Source organism: Pseudaquabacterium inlustre, from assembly GCF_038066595.1.
Lineage (GTDB): Bacteria > Pseudomonadota > Gammaproteobacteria > Burkholderiales > Burkholderiaceae_C > Pseudaquabacterium > Pseudaquabacterium inlustre.
Window position 1 is genome coordinate 417,921 of sequence record NZ_JBBUTH010000008.1, and the last position, 21,336, is coordinate 439,256.

The following is a 21,336-nucleotide window of genomic DNA, read 5'->3' on the forward strand; positions in this document are numbered from 1 at the left end:
GCCGCTATTGTGGCAGCTTGGCGCAAATAATTCGTTACCGTTGCAGCACCTGTGCACCCAGGTCAATCCCTCGACCGACCCGGCCTTCCGCACCATGGGCCAGACGCTGTGGGGCGCCGACTGCGCCGGCGGCCAGGCGGCGATGGCCTGGGACTGGGTGGAACTGGCCGAGGGCCTGTTCGCGCTGGCCGACCCGATGGCCATCGTGACCAATCTGCGCCTGGTGGACGACAGCGGCGAGGCGCTGCCTGACGGCGAGACGGTGCGGCACATCAACGGCATCGTGCACGGCCTGCCCTGGCAGCAGGCGGTGGAGCAGGCGGTGGTCAACCCGGTGCAGCGGGTCTCGCCGCCGGCGCGCTGGTTCGTGCCGCGCAGCCATGCGGCCCTGCCCCGCCAGCGCGTGGTGGGCGGGCACTGAGCCGCCGCCGGCGCATCGGCCGAGCCCCTTCGCCCCAACTGACACCCCACTTGAAATACCCCCACCCGCACCCACCCTGGGGGACATGGACACCCACCACCTCGTCTGCCCGCACTGCGGCGCCACCAACCGCGTCCCCGCCGAACGGCTGGCGGACGACCCCGGCTGCGGCCGCTGCCACCAGCCGCTGCTGGACGGCCAGCCGGTCACGCTGACCGACGCCAGCGCCGGCAAGTTCCTGGCGCAGTCGACCCTGCCGGTGCTGGTGGACTTCTGGGCCCCCTGGTGCGGCCCATGCCGGCAGATGGCGCCACAGTTCGAGGCCGCGGCGCGCCAGCTCAAGGGCCGGGTGATCTTCGCCAAGGTCGACAGCGACCAGAACCCGCAGCTGGCCGCGCAGTTCGGCATCCGCAGCATTCCCACGCTGGTGAAGCTGCAGGGCGGGCGCGAGGTGCGGCGCCAGTCAGGCGCGCTGCCGGCCTCGCAGATCGTGGCGCTGGCGCAGGGCTGAGCGCCGGGCGGCGTCAGTAGCCGCGCGCGCGGTCCACCGGGTTGGGCAGCGGCCGGCCGTCGGCCAGGGCCTGCAGCCCGGCACAGAACTGGGCCGCCACCGTGGCCAGCGACGATTGCGCCGCGATGTGCGGCGTGACCGTGACGCCCAGTTCGGCCCACAGCGGATCGTCGGCCGGCAGCGGCTCGCGCTGCTGCACATCCAGCGCCGCGCCGGCCAGCTGGCCGCTGCGCAGCGCGGCGATCAGGTCGGCCTCGACCACATGGCCGCCGCGGGCGATGTTCACCAGGTAGCCGCCACGCGGCATGGCGGCAAACGCCGCGGCGTCCAGCAGCCCGGCGGTGGCCGGCGTCAGCGGCAGGGTGTTGACGACGATGTCGCTGCCGGCCAGGAAGTCGTGCAGCGCCGTGCCGTCGCGCCGCCAGCCTCGCACCCTGAAACCCAGCGCCTCCAGCACGCGGCCCACCTCGCGCCCCACCTCGCCATAGCCCAGCACGCCCACGCGGTGCCGGGCAGCGGCCATCGGGTGGCGGGTCCAGTCGCGCTGCGGGGCCTGGGCGCGGTAGCGCGCCAGGCCGCGCGCGTGATCGAGCACCACGGCGGCCACGTACTGGGCAATGCCCAGCGCCTGGTCGGGATCGACAATGCGGCTGAGCGGCACCTGCGGCGCCAGGTCGGGCACCAGCAGCTTCTCGACCCCCGCGGCCATTGCGCACACCCAGCGCAGCGCGGGCAGCCGGCCGGCCAGCCCGGGCGGGAAGGCCCAGCCCAGCACCACGTTGACGCGGGCCAGATCGGCCTCGGGCAGGTCGCTGCGCCAGCGCAGCAGCTCGGCATCGGGCCGCAGCGCCGACACGGCGGCCACCAGGCCGTCCTCCATCGGCTTCATCGGCACCAGCAGCAGGATCACGGGTTTCATCGGAGGGGCACTCGCAGTGAGACAGGCCACCGCATGTTGCCCGCTCAGGCGCCCGCCGCCCGTCGCCGTTGTGCCAGGGCGATGAACCAGTCCACGCACTGCGCGTTGGCCATCGCGTCGCGCTTCATCACGGCGTCGGGGTCGGCGCCCATCAGCAGCTTCTTGACCGGCAGCTCCATCTTCTTGCCCGACAGCGTGCGCGGGATGGCCGCCACCTGGAACACGTCGTTGGGCACATGGCGTGGCGACAGCGCCTGACGCACCTCGGCCTTGATGCGGGCGGTGAGCGCCTCGTCCAGCGCCACGCCCTCGCGCAGCACCACGAACAGCGGCATCCAGCTGGTACCTGTCGGCACCCGGTCGACTTCGTCGCCCGCCCTCCGAGAGGGCTGGCCCTGGCCTTGGGAGCGGCCCGGCGCCCAGGGCCCACGCCCCAGGTATTCCAGATCGACCACCAGGCTGTCCAGCACCTCGGGCAGGGCCTCCACCGCGCGGTACAGCTCGGCCGTGCCCATGCGCACGCCGTGGCGGTTGATGGTGGCGTCGCTGCGGCCGTAGATGATGGCGCCGCAGGTGCCGGTGTCGCTGTGCGGCACCAGGCGCAGCCAGTCGCCATGCCGCCACACGCCCGGGTACATGTCGAAGTAGCTGTCGTGCAGGCGCCGCCCGTCGGGGTCGTTCCACAGGTACTGCGGCATCGACGGCATGGGCTTCACGCACACCAGCTCGCCCACGTCGTCCACCAGCGGCCGGCCGTCCTCGCTCCAGGCCTCCACCGCGGCGCCCAGGCAGCGGCACACCATCTCGCCGGCCACCACCGGCAGCGTGGGCACACCGGCCAGGAAGGCGCCGGCAAAGTCGGTGCCGCCAGAGATCGAGGTCAGCCAGATGTCGCGGCCATCCACCTTGGGCAGGTGGCCCCAGATCCAGCGGTAGCTGTCCTCCGACAGCGGCGAGCCGGTGGAGCCGATGGCGCGCAGCCGCCGCAGATCGGCCACCTGCGTGGGCTCGACGCCGGCCTTGGCGCACGAGGCATAGAAGGCCGCGCCGGCGCCGAAGAAGCTCACGCCCGCCAGGCCGGCAAAGCGCCACAGCGTGGACCAGTCGTGCGTGCCGGCTGTGCTGCCACCGGGGTTGCCGTCGTAGATGCACACCGTGGTGCCGCCCAGCAGGCCGGCCACCTGGCTGTTCCACATGATCCAGCCGGTGGTGGAGAACCAGTGGAAGCGGTCGCCGGTCAGCAACGTGGGGCCCACGTCGTTGTGCAGCGTGCCCAGCTTCAGGCCTTCGAGCATCACGCCGCCATGGCCGTGCACGATGGGCTTTGGAAGGCCCGTGGTGCCGCTGGAATACACCACCCACAGCGGCTGGTCGAAGGGCAGCCAGTCGGGCGTGAAGGCCGCCACGGCCTCGGGCGCCAGGCCGTCGCCGCGCAGCAGCGTGGCGAGGTCATGCGCCTGCCGTTCGGCCGAGGCATGCACCTGCGCATCGGCGGTCTCGTCGACCCGCGCCCACAGCACCAGATGCCGCACGCTGGGCAGGCCGGCCAGCACCTCGGCCAGCACGGCGCGGCGATCATGGGCGTGGCCGCCCCAGCGGTAGCCATCGGCGGCGATCAGCACCGTGGGCTCGATCTGGCGGAAACGGTCGAGCACGGCCACCGGCCCCATGTCGGGCGAGCACACCGACCACAGCGCGCCGATGCTGGCGCAGGCCAGGAAGGCCACCGCCGTCTCGGGCGTGTTGGCCAGCACGGCGCACACGCGGTCGCCGCGCTGCACGCCCATGCGCCGCAGCGCCAGCGCCATGCAAGCCACCTGGCGCTTCAGCGCGGGCCAGCTCAGCTCACGCATCTGGCCGGCGGCCAGCAGCGGCTCGTCGGCGAACACGATGGCCGGATGGCCGGCGGCATGCAGCGCATCGGCATGGCGCAGCACCTGCTGCGCATAGTTGACCTGGGCGCCGCTGAACCACCGGGCGCCGGGCATGCGCTCGGCATCGAGCACCTGCGCCGCCGGTGTGGGCGACTGGATGTCGAAGAAATCCCAGATCGACTGCCAGAAGCCGGGCAGGTCGTCGACCGACCAGCGCCACAGGTCCTCGTAGCGTTCAAAGTGCAGGCCGCGGTGCTCGGCCAGCCAGTGCTGGTAGCGGGTGATCTGCGGCTCAGGCCGCGGGTTCGTCGTCGGCAGGGACATCGACAAAGCGCCAGGTGTCGCGCATGAAGGGATGGCGCCAGTATCCGCGCGTGCCCGGCTGCAGCACATCGGTGAGGACGCGGTGGCCATGCACCTTGTAGGGCATGTAGGCGGCCAGCAGGTTCTTGGCCTCGCGCATCAGCGCCTCGCGCTCGGGGCCATCGGGCAGGCGCTTCTGGCGCTCCACCAGGCGGTCGTAGGCCGGCAGCGCGAAGCGGCTGTCGTTGGATTCACCGGCATTCGGCCCATAGGCCGTGTCGAGGAAGAAGCCGCCATCGGGCGAGGCCGCGCTCCACGCGAAGCCCCACATCATCAGTGTGCCGCTGCGGGTGAGCTTGAGCAGCTCGCTCCAGGTGCTGGTGCGTAAGGTGATGCGCACGCCGATGCGGTCCATCGAGCGCTTCCACACCTCGTTGGCCAGGCGGTCGCGCTGCGTGCTCTGGCTGGCCTTCTCCAGCACCAGCGGCGTGCCGTCGGGCTGCTCGCGCCAGCCGTCGCCGTCACGGTCCACGTAGCCGTAGGCATCGAGCAGGGCCTTGGCGCGTGCGGGGTCGTGGTCGCTCATCCCGCTCTTGTAGGCCGGGTCGTAGCCCGAGGTGAAGGGCGCGATCAGCGACTGGCCGGGAATCGCCTGCCCGCCCAGCACATGCTCGATGTAGGCCGTCTGGTCGAAGCCCAGCGACACCGCACGGCGCAGCGCCACCTTCTCGGGCGTGTAGCCGCCCACCACCGGGTGCGTCATCGTGAAGTAGCTCATGCCCATGTCGGGCATGGACTGGCGCTGCAGCCGCACGCCGCGCCGCGCCAGGTAGGGCGCCAGCGTGCCGTTCGGCGCCACATGGTTCACCAGCCCGAACGGCACCTGCAGCAGCGCGTAGCGGCCGTTCAGAAAGCCCAGCCAGCGCGGCTGGTCCTCCTCGACCACCTCCACCACCACCTCGTCCACGCGCGGCAGGCGCTGGCCGGCGAGATCGGCCGCCAGTGCCTGCTGCAGCGGCTGGTCGGCCGGCTGGCCCTGGTAGACCTCGCCGCGGAAGCTGGGCGAGCGCTCGAACTCGATGCGCGCCCCGCGCACCCAGCGCTTTAGCCGGAAGGGCCCGGTGCCCACCGGGTGCGCGCCCATCTGCGCCGCGCCATAACGCGCCACCACCTCGCGCGCGATCGGGGCGCAGAAGGGCGTGGCCAGCAGGTAGGGGAATCGCGGGTCCGGCGCGCCCAGCGTGAAGCGCAGCGTGTAGCGGTCCAGCGCGCGCAGGCCCTCGACCTCGGTGTCGTAGTCGAACGGGGTGCGATCTCGGATCGCGCGCTCGCGCAGCGCCGCCAGGCCCGGCAGCTTCAGCGCCTCGAACTGGTACAGGTCGCCCGATTTGTGCTGCGGGTCGAAGAAGCGCTTGATGGCGTAGACGTAGTCGGCCGCCACCAGCTCGCGCGACCGGCCGCCGAAGGCCGGGTCGTCGCTGTAGAAGATGCCCGGCCGGATGCGCAGCGTGAACACCCGGTGGTCGGCCGAGACCTCGGGCAGCGCCTCGGCGGTGCGCGGCACCAGGCGGGCCGGCAGCGCCAGGTAGTCATAGCCCAGCGGCGGCTCCAGCATCTGCGCGATCAGCGTGATGGAGTAGTAGTCGCTGTTGACCTGTGCCGGGTCGAAGCCGGTCTCGGGCGCGGGGTGGGCCAGGCGCAGCCGCTTGCGGCCCGGGCGGGGCGCCGCCGCGGCCGGGCCCGCCAGCGCGGCGGACGACGCCCCCAGGGCCAGGCCCTGCAACCAGCGGCGCCGCGCCTGGGGATCCATCTCAGGCCTTCGGGCGCTTGCTCTCGTCGATGTCGACCAGGTGCCACCACTCCCAGTTGTAGACCGGGCGCCGGTAGCCCACCACCCAGGGGTGCAGCAGGTCGGTCGAGAAGCGGTGCACGTGCACCTTGTAGGGCATGAAGGCCACGCCGATCTTCTTGGCCTCCAGGAACAGCGCCTCGCGCTCCGGGCCGTCGGGCAGCACCTTCATGCGGTCGAAGATCTCGTCGAAGCGCGCATGCTTGAAGCGCGCCAGGTTCTGCCCGCCCGATTGCGGCCCGTACAGCCGGGCCAGCGAGCTCTGGCCGTCCAGCCGGTCGGCCGACGAGCCCAGCATCCACAGCTGCAGCTTGCCGGCGCGCGCGGCCTTCAGCTGCTCGGGCCACTTGGCGGTCTTGAAGCGCACGCGGATGCCCAGGGCATTGATGTTCTTCTTCCACAGCTCGTCGAACTGGCGGTTGATCTGCTCGGGCTGCGTGGCCACCTCCAGCTCCAGCGGCCGGCCATCGGGCAGCTCGCGCCAGCCGTCACCGTTGCGGTCCAGATAGCCGTAGGTGTCGAGCAGGGCGCGCGCACGCGCCGGGTCGTAGTCGCCGTTCTCGCTCTTGAACGCCGCGTCGTAGCCGCTGGTGTGCGGCAGCACCTGCGACTGCGCCGGAATGGCCTGGCCGCGGCGGGCCAGGCGGATCTCGCGCTCCACGTCGATGCCCAGGCCGATGGCGCGGCGCAGCGCCACCTTCTCGGGCGTGTAGCCGCCCACCACCGGGTCTTCCATGTTGAAGAAGCTCAGGCCGCAATCGGCATTCAGCGAGCGGATGCCCTGGATGCCGCGCTTGGCCAGGTTGGGCGCCAGCTTGCCACCGGGCATGGCCACGTTGACGAAGTCGATCGGCATCTCGTTCGCGCTGGTGGCCAGCGCGTCGACCTGGGTGTTCAGGAAGGACAGCCAGCGCGGCTGGCCTTCCTCGATCACCGACAGCTCCACGCGGTCGATCATCGGCAGGCGCCGGCCCTTGAAGCGCGCCAGCATCGCCTGGCCCTCGGCGTCGTCGGCGGCGGGCTCGGCGTCGTAGTAGCGCTCGCGGTAGTTCGGGTTGCGCTCCAGCGCGATGAACGACGAGCGCCGCCACTGCACCACGCGGTACGGGCCGGTGCCCACCGGGTGCTCGCCGATCTTGTCGCCGTAGAACTCGACCACCTCGCGCGCCACCCCCCCGAACAGGTCGCAGTTGCACAGGTCCTGCAGAAAGCGCGGCGACGGCTTGTCGAGCACGAAGCGCAGCGTGTGGTCGTCGGGAGCCTGCAGGCCCTCGATGGGCTTGTCGTAGTCGAAGGGCTTCTTGGTCTTCAGGGCCTCGTCACGCAGGCCCGCCAGGCCCACGAAGCCGATGTCGAGCACGCTGCCGAACAGCGGGCTCTTGTTCTCGGGGTCGACGAAGCGCTTGAAGGCGAAGACGAAGTCGGCGGCGCGCAGCGGCCGCTTCCGGCCCTTGAACGCCGGGTCGGGCGCATAGAACTGCCCGGGCTTGAGCCGCACCGTGAACACCGTGAACTCGGCGTTGTGCTCGGGCATGCCCTCGGCGGCCAGCGGACGGATCCGGGGCGGACGCGCCAGGTGGTCGTAGCCGTACAGCGCCTCGAAGATGTGGTTGGTGACCGAGCGCGAGTACAGGTCGACGATGCGCGCCGGGTCGAGGCTGGTCTCGGAACTGCGCAGCGCCAGGCGCAGCACCTTCTGCGCGGCACCGGCCGGGGCACTGGCAGCCCCACCGGCCTCACTGGCCGCACCGGCCGCACCAGGCACACCCGTGGCGGCGCGGGCGGCCGCGGCGGCGATGGTGGCGCCGCCGGTCATCAGGCCCAGGGCGGCCAGCATGCGCCGGCGGACGCGTTGCGACGGGGACAGGGCTCGGCGGCTCATCGGGCCTTCTCCAGGGCGGTGGTGTCGATGTCGACATAGCGCCAGAAATCGCGCAGGAAGGGGTGGCGTCGGTACCCGATCACCTGCGGGTGCATCAGGTCGGTGAGGATGCGGTGGGCATTCACCTTGTAGGGCATGTAGGCCACGCCCATCAGCTGCAGCTCGCGCATCACGGCCTCGCGCTCGGGGCCGTCGGCCATGCCTTGCTGCTTCTCGAACAGCGCATTGAAGGCCGGCATGTCGAAGCGCGCATGGTTGGCCTGGCCCTTGTTGGGGCCGTACATCAGCTCCAGGAAGTAACTGCCATCGGGGATGGCGGCCAGCCAGGCCACGCCCCACATCATCAGCTTGCCGGCGCGGCTGGCCTTCAGGTTCTCGGGCCACTTGGCGGTCTTGAACTCGATCTTCACGCCGATCGCGCCCATGGCCTTGCGCCACAGCTCCTGCAGCTGCTTGCTCTGCTGGTCGGGCTGGCTGGTGTACTCCAGCACCAGCGGCTTGCCGTCGGGCAGGTCGCGCAGGCCGTCGCCGTTCTTGTCGGTGTAGCCGTACAGGTCGAGCAGGGCCTTGGCGCGGGCCACGTTGTACTCGCTCATCTCGGTGCGCAGCGTGGGGTCGTAGCCGCTCATGTTGGGCGGTATCACGCCCTGGGCCACCACGGCCTGCTGGCGCCGCACCAGGGCCACCTCGGCGGCCGAGTCGTAGGCCAGCGCCAGTGCGCGGCGCAGCGCCACCTTGTCGGGCGTGTAGCCGCCCACCACCGGGTGCTCCATCGCGAAGTAGCTGAACGTGGCGTCGCCGGCCGGCACGCGCTCCATCGTCACGCCCTTCTTCGCCAGGTGCGGGGCCAGGCGGTCGTTGGGGATGGCGATGCCGGCGAACTCATTGGGCAGGCGCTCCAGCATGTCGAGCTGGCCGTTCAGGAAGGCCAGCCAGCGCGGCTGGCTCTCCTCGATGATGGACACCTCCACGCGGTCGATCATCGGCAGGCTGCGGCCCTTCAGCCGCGCCAGGATGGCCTGGCCCACGGCGTCGTCGGCGGCCGGCTGGGCGTCGTAGGTCACGGCGCGGTAGCCGGGGTTGCGCTCCAGCGTGATCTTGGACGAGCGCTTCCACTGCGCCAGGCGGAACGGCCCCGTGCCCACCGGGTGCTCCATGCTCTTGCCGGGATAGGCCTCGATCACCTCGCGCGCCACTGCGCCCATGCTGCCGGCATCGGCCAGGAAGTAGTGGAAGCGCGGCGCGGGCTCGGCCAGCCGGATCTCGAAGGTGTAGCGGTCCAGCGCGCGCAGGCCCTCGACCTCGGTGTCGTAGTCGAAGGGCTGCTTGTTGTCGACGGCCTTCTTGCGCAGCTCGCTCAGGCCCAGCAGCTTGGCGCCCTCCAGCTGGTACAGGCTGGGGCTCTTGAGCTTGGGGTCGTAATGGCGCTTGAGCGAGTAGACGTAGTCGGCCGCGGTGAGCTCGCGCTTGCGGCCCTTGAACGCCGGGTCGTCGGCGAAGTAGATGCCGGGCCGGATGCGCAGCACGAAGCGCTTGAAGTCGGGGCTGATCTCGGGCAGCGCGGCGGCGGTCTGCGGCACCAGCTTGGCGGGCCGCGCCAGGAAGTCATAGGTCAGCGGCGACTCGAAGATGTTCGAGGCGACGATGCGCGAATAGGTGTCCGAGATCTGCGCCGGATCGAAGCCGGTCTCGGCGATCTGGAACGCATAGCGCAGCACCTTGGGCGCGGCGGCGGCCGCAGGCGCCGCGGCGGGTGCGGACTGCGCCGCAGCGGACAACGGGGCCCAGGCCAGCGGCAGGCACAGCGGCAGGGCCAGCAGCGCGCGCCGGATGCGCGGGCTGCGGAACAGGAAACGAGGCTTCATCGGCTTCGGGAGCTGCGGCGCCGGGTGCTGCCGGCGCTTGGAACGCCGGCAAAGGGGTGGTGACCCCGCCCTGGCCGCTGAGTCGGGTGGGACGAAGCGCGCAGTCTAGCGGCGGGTTTCCACGCTGCGCATCGCGATCGACCCCACGCCCGGGCGGGTGGGCGATGCACCGTGCTGGCGCAGCCGTGGCGCCCCGGCGCGGCACGGGACTTGCACCCGCTCACCCCCCGGATGGCGTGGGGACGGCCCCCGGCAGTCCGGGGGGAAACGCGGGGAGGTATGGCCCTGGCGCCCCCCTACACTCGCGCATCCTGAAATCCGGGGCGCCACGGCAGGCCACAAGCCTGCGCGCGCCCCTTGTCTTGTCGACAGGGTCCGGCATCCGCCGGGCGCTGGGAGAGTGCTCACCGATGCTGGCTTACCTGATCCGGCGCCTGTGGCAGATGGTCCCGACCATGGCGGGCGTCGTGCTGCTGGTGTTCTTCCTGTTCAAGTTCTTCGGCGGCGATCCCGCCGAGATCCTCGGTGGCCTGAACGCCACGCCACAGCAGATCCAGGCGATCCGCGACCAGCTGGGCCTGAACGATCCCTGGTACGTGCAGCTGGGCATCTTCGTCAAGGGCATCGTCACCTTCGACTGGGGCAAGAGCTGGGCCACCAACGAGGCCGTGAGCCAGCTGTTCGCCACGCGCATGCCGGCCACGCTGACCGTGATGCTGCCGATCCTGGCAATGGAGGTGGTGCTGGCACTGCCGATCGCGATGTGGGTGGCCTACCGCCGCGGCTCGCTGGCCGACCGCACCATCATGGTGGTGACCACGGTGGCGCTGTCGATCAGCTTCCTGGTCTACATCATCGTCGGCCAGTACCTGTTCGGCTTCCAGCTCGGCTGGTTCCCGGTGCAGGGCTGGGGCGACAGCGTGTGGACCAACCTGGTGACCTATGTGCCGCTGCCAGCGCTGCTGGCGGTGCTGGTGGGCCTGGCGCCGCAGACCCGGCTGTACCGCAGCTTCTTCCTCGACGAGCTGGGCCAGGACTATGTGCGCACCGCGCGCGCCAAGGGCCTGGGCGAGGGCAAGGTGCTGTTCAAGCACGTGCTGCGCAACGCGATGATCCCGATCCTCACCAACGTCGGCCTGCTGCTGCCGGGCGTGTTCCTGGGCTCGTTCCTGATCGAGACCTTCTTCTCCATCCCCGGCCTGGGCCGCGAGGTGCTGCTGGCCGTCAACCGCAGTGACTACCCGGTGATCCAGGCGGTGACCGTGTACCTGGCGGTGCTGACCATGGTGATCAACCTGCTCACCGACCTGGCCTTCAAGGCGGTGGATCCGCGGGTGGTGCTGAAGTGAGCGCGGTGATGACCTCGAACCCGAACCCGGCCGCCGGCGCGCTGGCCGTCGAACGCTCCGAAGGCGTGTGGCACGCCGCCTGGGGCCGCTTCAGGAAAGACCGCGTGGGCATGGTCTCGCTGACCATCGTGCTGGCCTTCTTCGTGCTGATCGCCGCCGCCGCGCTGGGCGTGGTGGCGCGCGGCTGGCAGACCGAGGTGGGCGTGCCCAATGCGCGGCCCACCTTCATGGGCGCCGCGCCGCCCGAGGCCAAGTCGGCCGCCGTGGCGCAGCCCAAGGGCCCGAACGTGGACCTGAGCGCCATCGACCCGCTGGCGCCCAAGTACGCCGAATGGGCCGAGCGCGCCAAGCAGTACAGCACCACCGAGGTGAAGAAGGCCGACACCCTGCCCTTCGGCGGTGACCGCCTGGGCCGCGACGTGCTGGCCAAGGCCATCAAGGGCACCGAGATCTCGGTGTTCGTGGGCGTGGCCGCGGCCCTGGTGGCCACGCTGATCGGCACGCTGCTGGGCGCCACCAGCGGCTTCTTCGGCGGCAAGGTGGGCGATCTGCTGGAGTGGCTGTACAACGTGTTCGAGGCCATCCCCAGCATCCTGCTGATCTTCGCCTTCGCGGCGGTGCTGGGCCGCGGCATCGACACCGTGGTGATCATCCTGGGCCTGACCGGCTGGACCGGCCTGTACCGCCAGGTGCGCGCCGAGTTCATGAAGCACCGCAGCCGCGAGTACGTGCGCGCCGCCGAGGCCATCGGCGCCAGCAGCACGCGCCGCATGTTCCGCCACATCCTGCCCAACATCAGCCACGTGATCCTGGTGCGCATGGGCCTGCTGGTGGTGGGCTTCATCAAGGCCGAGGTGATCCTGTCCTACCTGGGCCTGGGTGTGTCGATCGACCAGGTCAGCTGGGGCACCATGCTCTCCGAAGCCCAGAGCGAGCTGATCCTCGGCCACTGGTGGCAGCTGGTGGCAGCCACCGCGTTCATGGCGGTGTTCGTCACCGCGTTCTCGTTGATGGCCGATGCGCTGCGTGATGCGCTCGACCCCAAGCTGCGTGGGCTGGAGTGAATCCGATGCTGCTCTCCATTCAAGACCTGCGCGTCGACTTCCGCATGGGCAAGGAAGGCGGCGTGGTGCAGCGCGCCGCCGCCGTGGGCCGCAACGGCCAGGGTGTCAGCTTCGACATCCCCGAGAACAGCACCGTGGCCCTGGTGGGCGAGTCGGGCTCGGGCAAGAGCGTCACCGCCATGTCCATCCTGAACCTGCTGCCCGACAACGCCGAGCGCTCGGGCCGCATCCTGTGGCAGGGGCGCGACCTGCTGCAGGCCTCGATGGCCGAGCTGCGGGCGATGCGCGGCCGCGAGATCGCCTGCGTGTTCCAGGACCCGATGTCCAGCCTGAACCCGGTGTTCACCATCGGCAACCAGCTGGTGGAGCCGCTGCGCCGCCACCTGGGCCTGTCGGCCAAGGCCGCGCTGGAAAAGGCCGAGAGCCTGCTGGCCGAGGTGGGCATGCCCGAGCCCAGGCGGCGGCTGAAGGCCTATCCGCACGAGCTGTCGGGCGGCCAGCAGCAGCGCGTGATGATCGCCATGGCCCTGGCCTGCGAGCCCAAGCTGCTGATCGCCGACGAGCCCACCACCGCGCTCGACGTCACCATCCAGCGCCAGGTGCTGGAGCTGATCGCCGGGCTGAAAGAGAAACACCGCATGAGCGTGCTGTTCATCAGCCACGACCTCGGCGTGGTGGGCGAGATCAGCGACCGCGTGGTGGTCATGCGCCACGGCACGGTGCGCGAGCAGGGCGACGTGGCGCGCATCTTCAGCGCGCCGCAGGACAGCTACACCAAGGCCCTGCTGGCCTGCCGCCCCAGCCTGGACGGCAACCCGGCGCGGCTGCAGGTCATCGACGAGCACATCGCGCAGCAGGACGGCCAAGCCGCGGCCGCCGTGCCCCAGGCCGCCCCGAAGAACGCCGACGCCCCGGTGGTGCTGGAGGTCAAGTCGCTGCACAAGAGCTTCTGGCTGCCGCAGGGCCTGTTCGGCAAGCGCGAGTTCCGCGCCGTGCGCAACGTCAACTTCCAGCTGCGGCGCGGCCACACGCTGGGCGTGGTGGGCGAGTCCGGCTCGGGCAAGACGACCATGGGCCTGACGTTGCTGCGCCTGCACGAGCCCACCAGCGGCGAGGTGATCTTCGACGGCAAGAACCTGCTGACCCTGGGCGACCGCGAGCGCCAGGCCATGCGCCGTCGCATCCAGATCGTCTTCCAGAACCCCTACGCCAGCCTCAACCCGCGCTTCACCATCGGTGAGTCGCTGGTCGAGCCGATGGCCATCCACGGCATCGGCGCCGACACCGCCGAGCGCGAGGCGCGCGCGCGCCGCATGCTCGAGCGCGTGGGGCTCGACGGCCGCGCCTTCGGCAAGTACCCGCACGAGTTCTCGGGCGGCCAGCGCCAGCGCATCGCCATCGCCCGCTGCCTGGTGCTGGAGCCCGAGGTGCTGGTGCTCGACGAAGCCGTCAGCGCGCTCGACGTCAGCGTGCAGGCCCAGGTGCTGAACCTGCTGAAGGACCTGCAGGACGAGCTGGGCCTGGCCTATGTGTTCATCAGCCACGACCTGGCCGTGGTGCGCTTCATCAGCGACGAGGTGATGGTGATGCAGAACGGCGAGGTGGTCGAGCAGGCCAGCGCGCAGCAGATCCTGGCCGCACCGCGCCAGGACTACACCCGCCGCCTGCTGGCCGCCGTGCCGCGCGGCTGGACGCCCGGCGCCGCGTAGGCACGGCGCGACGGCCGTCCGCGGCTGTCCGCGGCTGTCCGCGGTATCAGGCGGGCGGCGGCAGCGTGACGGAGTGCGCAGCACGGCCGCGCGCCGGGCGCGGCCCCCTGCAGCCGGCGCCCGGGCGGCCGACAACCCCGGCAGACCGATTGCCTGGACTGCCGCCCGCACGCCCATCCCCATGCCCGCCCGAATTCCGCGCCACCCGCATTGGCTGCGGGCTGCCGTGCTGCCGGTCTGGCTGGCCGGCTGCCTGGGCGGCGCCGTGGCCGGGGCGCACGCGGCCGCGCCCACCACAACCCCCACGGCCACGGCCCCCGCCACCGCGGCCAGCGCCCCGGCCACCCGCGCGCTGCGCCCGGTGGCCGACGATGCCCGCCTGGAAGCCCTGGACACCCAGGCCCGGGCCCAGCCGCTGGTGGCCGCCGACGCCGCCGCCACGCTGGCCGAACGCCTGCGCGACGACGACCCCGTGCGCCTGCAGGCCCTGGGCCTGCGCGCCGCACTGCTGGCCGGCCACAACCAGCTGGCCGCCGCCGAGCGCAGCGTGCAGGCCGTGCAGCGGCTGGCCGCCCAGCCGCTGGGCGCGGCCGTCACCGGCTGGGCGCGCGCGATGCTGGAGGCGCGCCGCGGCCCGGTGTTCCGCGCCGAGCGCCTGCTGGACGAGGCCATCGCCCGCCTGCCCGACGACGCGCCCGCCACGCTGCGCCTGCGCATGCTGGCCTCGCTGGCGCGGCTGAACGAGGACAGCGGCCGCCTCGACGACGCCCTGCGGCTGCGCCAGCAGGCCGTCACCGTGGCCGACGCCCAGGGCGTGGCCTGGCGGCGCAGCGAGGCGCGCGCCAGCCTGGCCTTCACGCTGCTGCAGGCCCAGCAGCTCGACGCCGCACGCACCCAGCACCGCCAGGCCATGGCGCTGGCCGGTGACGACGCGCTGGCCCTGGCGCACGCCTGGAACATCGCTGCCTTCCTGCACGACGTCGGCAACGACCCTGTCGCCGAGCTGCGCGCGATGAACGAGACCATCGCCCAGGCGCGGCGCGGCGGCTCGCGCACGATGGAGGTGCTGGGCCTCGCCAACCTGTCCGACCACTACCTCAAGCGCGGCCAGTACGCCGTGGCCCTGGCCCAGGCGCGCGAGGCGCTGCCGCTGGCGCGGGCGCTGGGCGACGCCAACAGCGAATCGGTGGCGCTGGCCAACATCGGCCTGGCGCTGGTGTCGCTGCACCGGCTGGACGAAGGCCTGGCCCACCTGGCCCAGGCCATGGCGGTGGAGGAGCGCGCCGGTGCCGAAGGTGCGCTGGCCCTGCTGGTGCAGGAGCAGGGCACCTACCTCGAGCGCGCCGGCTACCTGCGCGAGGCCTTCGCCAGCTACCAGCGCCTGCGCCCACTGGCCGACGCACTGGACCGCCGCACGCAGCAGGACGCCATGGTCGAGCTGCAGGAGCGCTTCGAGGCCGAGCACCGCCAACGCGAGCTGGCCCTGCTGCAGCGCGAGGGCCAGCTGCGCGAGACCCAGCTGAACAACCAGGCCCTGCAGCAGCGGGTGTGGATCGCCGCGGCCGCGGGCGGTGCGCTGCTGCTGGCCGTGGCCGCGCTGCTGCTGCGCCGGCTGCGCCGCCAGGGCCTGCGCCTGGTGGCCGGCAATGCCGCGCTGCTGCACCAGAGCGAGCGTGACCCGCTCACCGGCCTGGCCAACCGCCGCCACCTGCAGCGCCGCATGGCGCCCGCCGCGGGCAACGGCCACGCGCCGGCGCTGGACGGCGCGCTGCTGCTGATCGACCTGGACCACTTCAAGCAGGTCAACGACCGCCATGGCCATGCCGCCGGCGATGCCGTGCTGGTGGCCGTGGCGCAGCGCCTGCAGCAGGCCCTGCGTCAGGACGACCTGCTGCTGCGCTGGGGTGGCGAGGAATTCCTGGTGCTGGCCAGCGCCCGCGATGCGGCAGCGCTGGACGCACTGGCATTGCGGCTGCTGGAGGCCATCGGCCTGACGCCGGTGGCGCTGCCCGACGGCACGCGGCTGCGCGTCACCGCCTCGCTGGGCCATGCCGGCTTCCCGCTGCAGCCCACCGGCCTGGCGCCCGGCTGGGAGCCAGCCCTCGGCCTGGTGGACGCCGCGCTGTACCTGGCCAAGGCCCACGGTCGCAACCGTGCCTGCGGCGTGCGCCAGATCGCCGCGGCCGAGATCGACACGCTGCGCCGCATCGCCAGCCAGCTGGAGCAGGCCCAGGTCGACGGCCTGGTCACGCTGACCCACCTGCCCGGCCCGCTCGACCCGGCCAGCGGCGGCGCCAGCGAGACCGGCCGCACGGCGGCGGCCGGTGCCGGCCCCGATCCCGCGCCCCGCGTCCCCGGCGCCACGCCGGCCACACCGGCCCCGGCTTCGGCCGCCCCGTCCAGCGCGAAGGCCCCGGCATGAACCCGCTGCGCCACCGGCACCGCATCGCCACCGCGCTGGCCCTGGTCCTGGCCCACCTGGTCACCACGGCCACCACGGCTGCCGGCCAGCCAGCGCCCGCCCCCGCACCCGCCGCCGCACCCGCCGCCGCACCCGCCGCCGCACTGGCCGAGCAGGTCGACCGCCTGGTGCGCCGCGGCAGCGACCAGCCGCAGCCCGCGCTGGCCGAGCTGCTGGCCCTGCCCGCGCCGGCCGATGTCGCCGGCCGCCGCCTGCTGGCCCTGGCCCGGGCCGAGGTGCTGGCCACGGCCGGCAGCGATGGCGACGCCGCGGCCGCGCTGGGCGAGGCCGTCATCGCCGCCGCCGCCGTGGCCCCGGCCCTGGCCGAGGCCGATGGCCAGTACCTGCGCGCATTGAAGGCCCAGCGCGACGGCCGCGGCCCGCTGGACAGCCTGGCCGCCGATGCGCTGGCGGCCTACCAGCGCCACTGCGGCACGGCGGCGCCGGCCAGCGCGGCGGGTGCCGGCAACGCGGCAGGTGCGGGCGGCACAGCCTGCGAGCTGCGCCCGCGCTGGCGTCTGCTGCTGCTGCGGGGCCTGCACGCGCTGGGCCGGCACCAGGCCGACGCCGCCCGCCAGCACGCCCTGGCCGCGCTGGCGCTGGCCCGCGCGGCCGCCGACCCCTGGCGCCAGGGCAGTGCCGAATGCCAGCTGGCCCAGGCCGCCGCCGCGCAGGACGACCGCGCCGCACTGCAGCGCCACCTCGAACAGGCGCAGGCCCTGGCGCGCCGCAGCGGCGACGCCGCACTGGTCGCGCTGGTCGACCTGACCGAAGCCACCACGCTGCCGCCGCAGTCGCCGGTCGAGCGCAGCCGCGCGCTGCTGCGCCAGGCCCAGGCCAGTGCCCAGCGCGCCGGCGCCACGCGCCTGGAGGCCGTGGCCTGGGGCAACCTGAGCGACCTGGAGCTGGAAGCCGGCCGCGCCCCGCAGGCCCTGCAGGCCGCCACACGCGGCCTGGCACTGACCCGCCCGCTGGCCGACCACCGCCTGGCCCGCCTGCTCGAGGCCAACGCCATGCTCGCCCAGGTGCGCCTGGGGCAGGCCGCCGCCGCGCGCGCGACGCTGGAGCATCTGCTCGCCGCCTGGGCCGAATCAGGCGACCACACCGCCCAGCTGGCGGCGCTGCGCCAGTTCGCCGATGCACTGGCCGCCACCGGCGATCTGCCCGGCGCGCTGGCCCTGCACCACCGCGAGCGCGCGCTGAGCCAGAAGCTGCACACCACCACGCGCGAGGCCGCGCTGGCCGAGCTGCGCGGCCGGTACGGGCGCGAGGCACAGCAGCGCGACATCCTGGTGCTGGAACGCGAGAACGCCGTGAAGGCCGCCACGCTGGAGAACCGCACCCTCACGCAGCGGCTGTGGATGCTGGTGGGCGGCGCGCTGGCACTGGCCGTGGTGCTGGTGCTGCTGCTGGCGCGCCGCGTGCGCGTGGCCAACCGCGCGCTGGCGCGCAACCAGCGCCAGCTGCGCCACCAGAGCGAGCGCGACGCGCTCACCGGCCTGAGCAACCGCCGCCATGCCCAGGCCCAGCTGCAGGGCCGGCGCGAGGCCGAGCACTTCCGCGGCGGCCTGCTGATGCTGGACATCGACCACTTCAAGCAGATCAACGACCGCCACGGCCATGCCGCCGGCGACGCCGTGCTGGTGCAGCTGGCCGCGCGCCTGGGCGAGGCGCTGAGCCCCGGCGCCATCGCCGCGCGCTGGGGTGGCGAGGAGTTCCTCGTCGCGCTGCCCGAGCCACTGGCCCCCGGTGCGCTGCGCGCGCTGGCGCGGCGCCTGCTGCACGCCGTGGGCGACACGCCCTTCACGCTGCCCGACGGCACGCCGCTGCAGGTCAGCGCATCGATCGGCCACGCCGGCTTTCCGCTGCCGCCGCACGGCCTGCCGGTGGGCCTGGACCAGGCCATCAACCTGGTGGACATGGCGCTGTACCTGGCCAAGGCCCAGGGCCGCCACCGCGCGGTGGGCCTGCAGCGCGCCGAGGCCACCGACGCCGCCGCGCTGCGCGCACTGGAGGCCGACCTCGAACAGGCCTGGCGCGCCGGCCAGGTGCAGCTGGACATCGATGCCGGCCCGGCGCCCGACGGTCGCGCCGACGCCGCCTGCGCGGGTGCGCACCGGCCCGAGCCGACGCTTGCGGCACACTCCTGACACCGCGGCTGCATGGCAGACCGCCGGCCCGGCCCGCCGCCGGGCACGTCCAACCAGGAGACCTGCATGACCCCCCCGATCACCCGCCGCCAGCTGCTGGCCGCCACCACCGCCGGCGCGGCAAGCGTCGTGCTGCCCGCCGCCGCACAGGCCCAGGCCGGCTGGCCCGCCAAGCCGGTGCGCATCGTCGTGCCCTTCGCGGCCGGCGGCACCACCGACCTGCTGGCGCGCGCGCTGGCGCCCGAGTTGCAGCGCGTGTTCGGCCAGCCCTTCGTGGTGGACAACAAGCCCGGCGCTGGCGGCAACACCGGCGCCGCCGAGGTGGCCAAGTCGGTGGCCGACGGCCACACGCTGCTGATGGGCACCGTGGGCACGCACGCCATCAACCCGGCGCTGTACCCCAAGATGCCCTACGACCACGTGAAGGACTTCGTGCCCGTCTCGCTGATGGCCGGCGTGCCCAACGTGCTGGTCATCAACCCGGCCAATGCGCAGAAGTACGGCATCGCCAGCGTCGCCGACCTGGCCCGTTACGCCAAGGCCAACCCCGGCAAGCTGAACATGGCCAGCTCGGGCAACGGCACCTCCATCCACCTGGCCGGCGAGCTGTTCAAGAGCATGACCGGCGCCTACATGGTGCACTTCCCGTACCGCGGCTCGGGCCCGGCGCTGATCGACCTGATCGCCGGCAACATGGACCTGATGTTCGACAACCTGCCCTCGGCCCTGCCGCACATCAAGAGCGGCCGCCTGAAGGCCCTGGCCGTCACCAGCGCCAAGCGCTCGGAGGCCCTGCCCGAGGTGCCCACGGTCGAGGAAGCCGGCGGCCCGGCGCTCAAGGGTTTCGAGGCCAGCAGCTGGTTCGGCCTGCTGGCGCCGGCCGGCACGCCTGCCGACATCGTCAACCGCCTGCAGCAGGAGACCGCCAAGGCCCTGGCCACCCCGGCCATGCAGGAGCGCCTGAAGTCGCAGGGCGCCGTGCCCAGCGGCATCACCAGCGCCCAGTTCGCCGCGCTGATCGCCGCCGAGACGGCCAAGTGGGCCAAGGTGGTGAAGGTCTCGGGCGCCAAGGTCGACTGAGCGCGCACGCCGCCTGGGCGGCGGCGCGGCGCTCAGGCCGCCAGCTTCATGCCCGGCTGGGCCGACGCGCTGCCCTCGGCCCAGATCACGGTCTCGCCACTGGTCACCCAGCGCTCCCAGTACGCGGCGTAGACCTCTTCCACGCGGTTGCGCTTGACCTTGAAGGTGGGCGTGACGAAGCCGTTGTCCACCGTCCAGGGCTCGCTCACCACCACCAGGCAGTCGAGCTGCTCGTGCGGATCGAGCTGGGCGTTGATGGCCTGCAGGTGCTCGGCCAGCGAGGCCTTCAGCGCGGCGCGGCCGGCCGCGTCGGCGGCGCGCGCCATGGCTTCCAGGTTCAGCATCACCAGGGCCAGCGGCTGGCCCAGGTTGGCCCCGGTCACGCAGCAGGCCTCCACGGCGTTGTGCATCACCAGCCGGTCCTCGATCGGCGCCGGCGCCACGTACTTGCCCTTGCTGGTCTTGAACAGGTCCTTCACGCGGCCGGTGATCTTCAGGTTGCCCTCGGCGTCCAGCGTGCCCTTGTCGCCGGTGTGCAGCCAGCCGTCGTCGGTGAACACCTCGCGGGTCAGCTCGGCCTCCTTGTAGTAGCCCAGCATCAGGCCGTGGCTCTTGACCTGGATCTCGCCGTTGGCCGGATCGATGCGGCTTTGCACGCCGTCGTAGGGCTGGCCCACGGTGCCGGGGCGCTGCACGCCGGGCAGCGTGGCGTGCGAGACGCCGCAGTTCTCGGTCATGCCGTACACCTCGACGATGGGCAGGCCCAGATCGGCATACCACTTCAGCAGTGCGGGCGGCATCGGCGCCGCGCCGCCGGCGGCGAACTGGCACTGGTCGAGGCCCAGCGCGCCCAGCACCTTCTTGCGCACCAGGCCGCCCAGGATGGGAATCTTCAACAGCCGCGCCAGCTTGGCCGGCGGCATCTTCGCGCTCACGCCCTGCTGGAACTTGACCCACAGCCGCGGCACCGAGAAGAAGGCCGTCGGCCGCGCGCGCTGCAGGTCCTGCGTGAAGGTGTCCAGCGATTCGGCGAAGAACACGTGCATGCCGGTGAACAGCAGGCCATGCTCGACCAGCGTGCGCTCGGCCACGTGCGACAGCGGCAGATAACTCAGCATGCGCGCGTTCTCGTCGATGGTGGCCAGGCGGCTCAGGCCTGCATCGACCGACCAGGCGAAGGTGCCGAAGCTGTGCATCACGCCCTTGGGCGCACCGGTGGTGCCCGAGGTGTACATGATGGTGGCCAGCTCGTCGCCGTCGCGCTCGGGCGTGCCGGCCAGCGGCTCGGTGCGGGCGCAGATGTCGTCCCAGGCCACGGTGCCGGCCGGCATCTCCGACAGCGGCGGCGCCAGCGGCATGCGGATGCAGGGCAGGCCCTCGGGCACGCCGCTGCGCATGCTGGCCCAGCCGTCGAGCTTGCCGATGAACAGCCAGCGCGATTCGCTGTGCTGGCAGATCTGGCGGATCGAGCCGGCCGCCAGCGTGGGGTACAGCGGCACCGAGACGCCACCGGCCATCCAGATGCCGAAGTCGGCGATCAGCCACCAGGCGGTGTTCTTGCTGATCATCGCCACCCGGTCGCCGCGCTGCAGGCCTTGCGCCTGCAGCCAGGCGGCGATGCGCCGGGCCTGGTCCATCACCTGCGCCCAGGTGAAGTCGCGCACCGCGCCGCCCTGCTCCCGGCCCATGGGCTGGGTGAGGATCACGCGGTCGGGGGCGGTCTGCTCCCAGTGGTACAGCCGTTGCAGCGCCAGCTTGGCGGGGTCGACGGGCACGTGTCGCATGGCAGGCCTTTCGATGGCAGGGACGGTCCGGGCGCAGCGTAGCCGCGCGACGGCCCTCGGGCCATAGTGATTACCTGCGGGTGGCACCCCGCGGCCGCGAGGCCGCGGCCCGATG

At 72.5% G+C, this 21,336-nt stretch carries 14 protein-coding genes; 8 read left to right on the forward strand and 6 right to left on the reverse strand.

The window, feature by feature from the left end:
* The first annotated feature begins 40 nt into the window (after positions 1-40).
* Together AACH10_RS16365 and trxC are read left to right on the forward strand one after the other, a co-directional pair.
* Positions 41-421 (forward strand): hypothetical protein, encoded by a 381-nt coding sequence (locus AACH10_RS16365; RefSeq protein ID WP_341411524.1) that lies wholly within the window; start codon positions 41-43, stop codon positions 419-421.
* An 85-nt stretch (positions 422-506) separates the two neighbouring features.
* On the forward strand, positions 507-932 hold the full coding sequence (gene trxC / locus AACH10_RS16370) for a thioredoxin TrxC (protein WP_341411525.1): 426 nt from the start codon (positions 507-509) through the stop codon (positions 930-932).
* 13 nt (positions 933-945) lie between these two features.
* On the opposite strand, the gene AACH10_RS16375 is transcribed toward trxC, so the two are convergent.
* The 5 genes from AACH10_RS16375 to AACH10_RS16395 are packed head-to-tail and all read right to left on the reverse strand — an operon-like array spanning position 946 to position 9,624.
* On the reverse strand, positions 946-1,851 hold the full coding sequence (locus tag AACH10_RS16375; protein ID WP_341411526.1) for an NAD(P)-dependent oxidoreductase: 906 nt from the start codon (positions 1,849-1,851) through the stop codon (positions 946-948).
* A 44-nt stretch (positions 1,852-1,895) separates the two neighbouring features.
* Positions 1,896-4,049: an acetoacetate--CoA ligase gene (locus AACH10_RS16380; RefSeq protein ID WP_341411527.1), complete on the reverse strand. Its 2,154-nt coding sequence runs from the start codon at positions 4,047-4,049 to the stop codon at positions 1,896-1,898.
* On the reverse strand, positions 4,018-5,838 hold the full coding sequence (locus AACH10_RS16385) for an ABC transporter substrate-binding protein (protein ID WP_341411528.1): 1,821 nt from the start codon (positions 5,836-5,838) through the stop codon (positions 4,018-4,020). Before AACH10_RS16385 ends, AACH10_RS16380 begins: the two co-directional genes overlap by 32 nt.
* Before the next feature lies 1 nt (position 5,839).
* A complete protein-coding gene (locus tag AACH10_RS16390) occupies positions 5,840-7,759 on the reverse strand; it encodes an ABC transporter substrate-binding protein (protein ID WP_341411529.1) in 1,920 nt (639 codons plus the stop codon).
* Positions 7,756-9,624, reverse strand: coding sequence for an ABC transporter substrate-binding protein (locus tag AACH10_RS16395; protein ID WP_341411530.1), 1,869 nt, complete (start codon positions 9,622-9,624; stop codon positions 7,756-7,758). The genes AACH10_RS16390 and AACH10_RS16395 overlap by 4 nt, the downstream gene beginning before the upstream one ends.
* A 410-nt stretch (positions 9,625-10,034) precedes the next feature.
* Between AACH10_RS16395 and AACH10_RS16400 the strand changes: the two genes are divergently transcribed.
* From AACH10_RS16400 to AACH10_RS16425, 6 genes are all read left to right on the forward strand, one after another.
* The gene (locus AACH10_RS16400; RefSeq protein ID WP_341411531.1) at positions 10,035-10,973 is read left to right on the forward strand and encodes an ABC transporter permease; all 939 of its coding nucleotides are present in this window, start codon (positions 10,035-10,037) and stop codon (positions 10,971-10,973) included.
* A gap of 8 nt (positions 10,974-10,981) precedes the next feature.
* The gene (locus tag AACH10_RS16405; protein WP_341411532.1) at positions 10,982-12,037 is read left to right on the forward strand and encodes an ABC transporter permease; all 1,056 of its coding nucleotides are present in this window, start codon (positions 10,982-10,984) and stop codon (positions 12,035-12,037) included.
* 5 nt (positions 12,038-12,042) lie between these two features.
* The gene (locus AACH10_RS16410; RefSeq protein ID WP_341411533.1) at positions 12,043-13,746 is read left to right on the forward strand and encodes an ABC transporter ATP-binding protein; all 1,704 of its coding nucleotides are present in this window, start codon (positions 12,043-12,045) and stop codon (positions 13,744-13,746) included.
* A 181-nt stretch (positions 13,747-13,927) separates the two neighbouring features.
* Complete coding sequence (locus AACH10_RS16415; protein WP_341411534.1) at positions 13,928-16,168, forward strand: diguanylate cyclase; 2,241 nt, start codon at positions 13,928-13,930, stop codon at positions 16,166-16,168.
* Positions 16,165-18,357 carry a diguanylate cyclase domain-containing protein gene (locus AACH10_RS16420; RefSeq protein WP_341411535.1) on the forward strand — a complete coding sequence of 731 codons (2,193 nt, stop codon included), beginning with the start codon at positions 16,165-16,167 and terminating at the stop codon, positions 18,355-18,357. Before AACH10_RS16415 ends, AACH10_RS16420 begins: the two co-directional genes overlap by 4 nt.
* Positions 18,358-18,423: 66 nt before the next feature.
* Positions 18,424-19,437 carry a Bug family tripartite tricarboxylate transporter substrate binding protein gene (locus tag AACH10_RS16425; protein WP_341411536.1) on the forward strand — a complete coding sequence of 338 codons (1,014 nt, stop codon included), beginning with the start codon at positions 18,424-18,426 and terminating at the stop codon, positions 19,435-19,437.
* A 32-nt stretch (positions 19,438-19,469) separates the two neighbouring features.
* Here the strand turns inward: AACH10_RS16425 and AACH10_RS16430 are convergent, their stop codons facing one another.
* Positions 19,470-21,221 carry an AMP-binding protein gene (locus AACH10_RS16430; RefSeq protein WP_341411537.1) on the reverse strand — a complete coding sequence of 584 codons (1,752 nt, stop codon included), beginning with the start codon at positions 21,219-21,221 and terminating at the stop codon, positions 19,470-19,472.
* Positions 21,222-21,336: the final 115 nt, after the last annotated feature.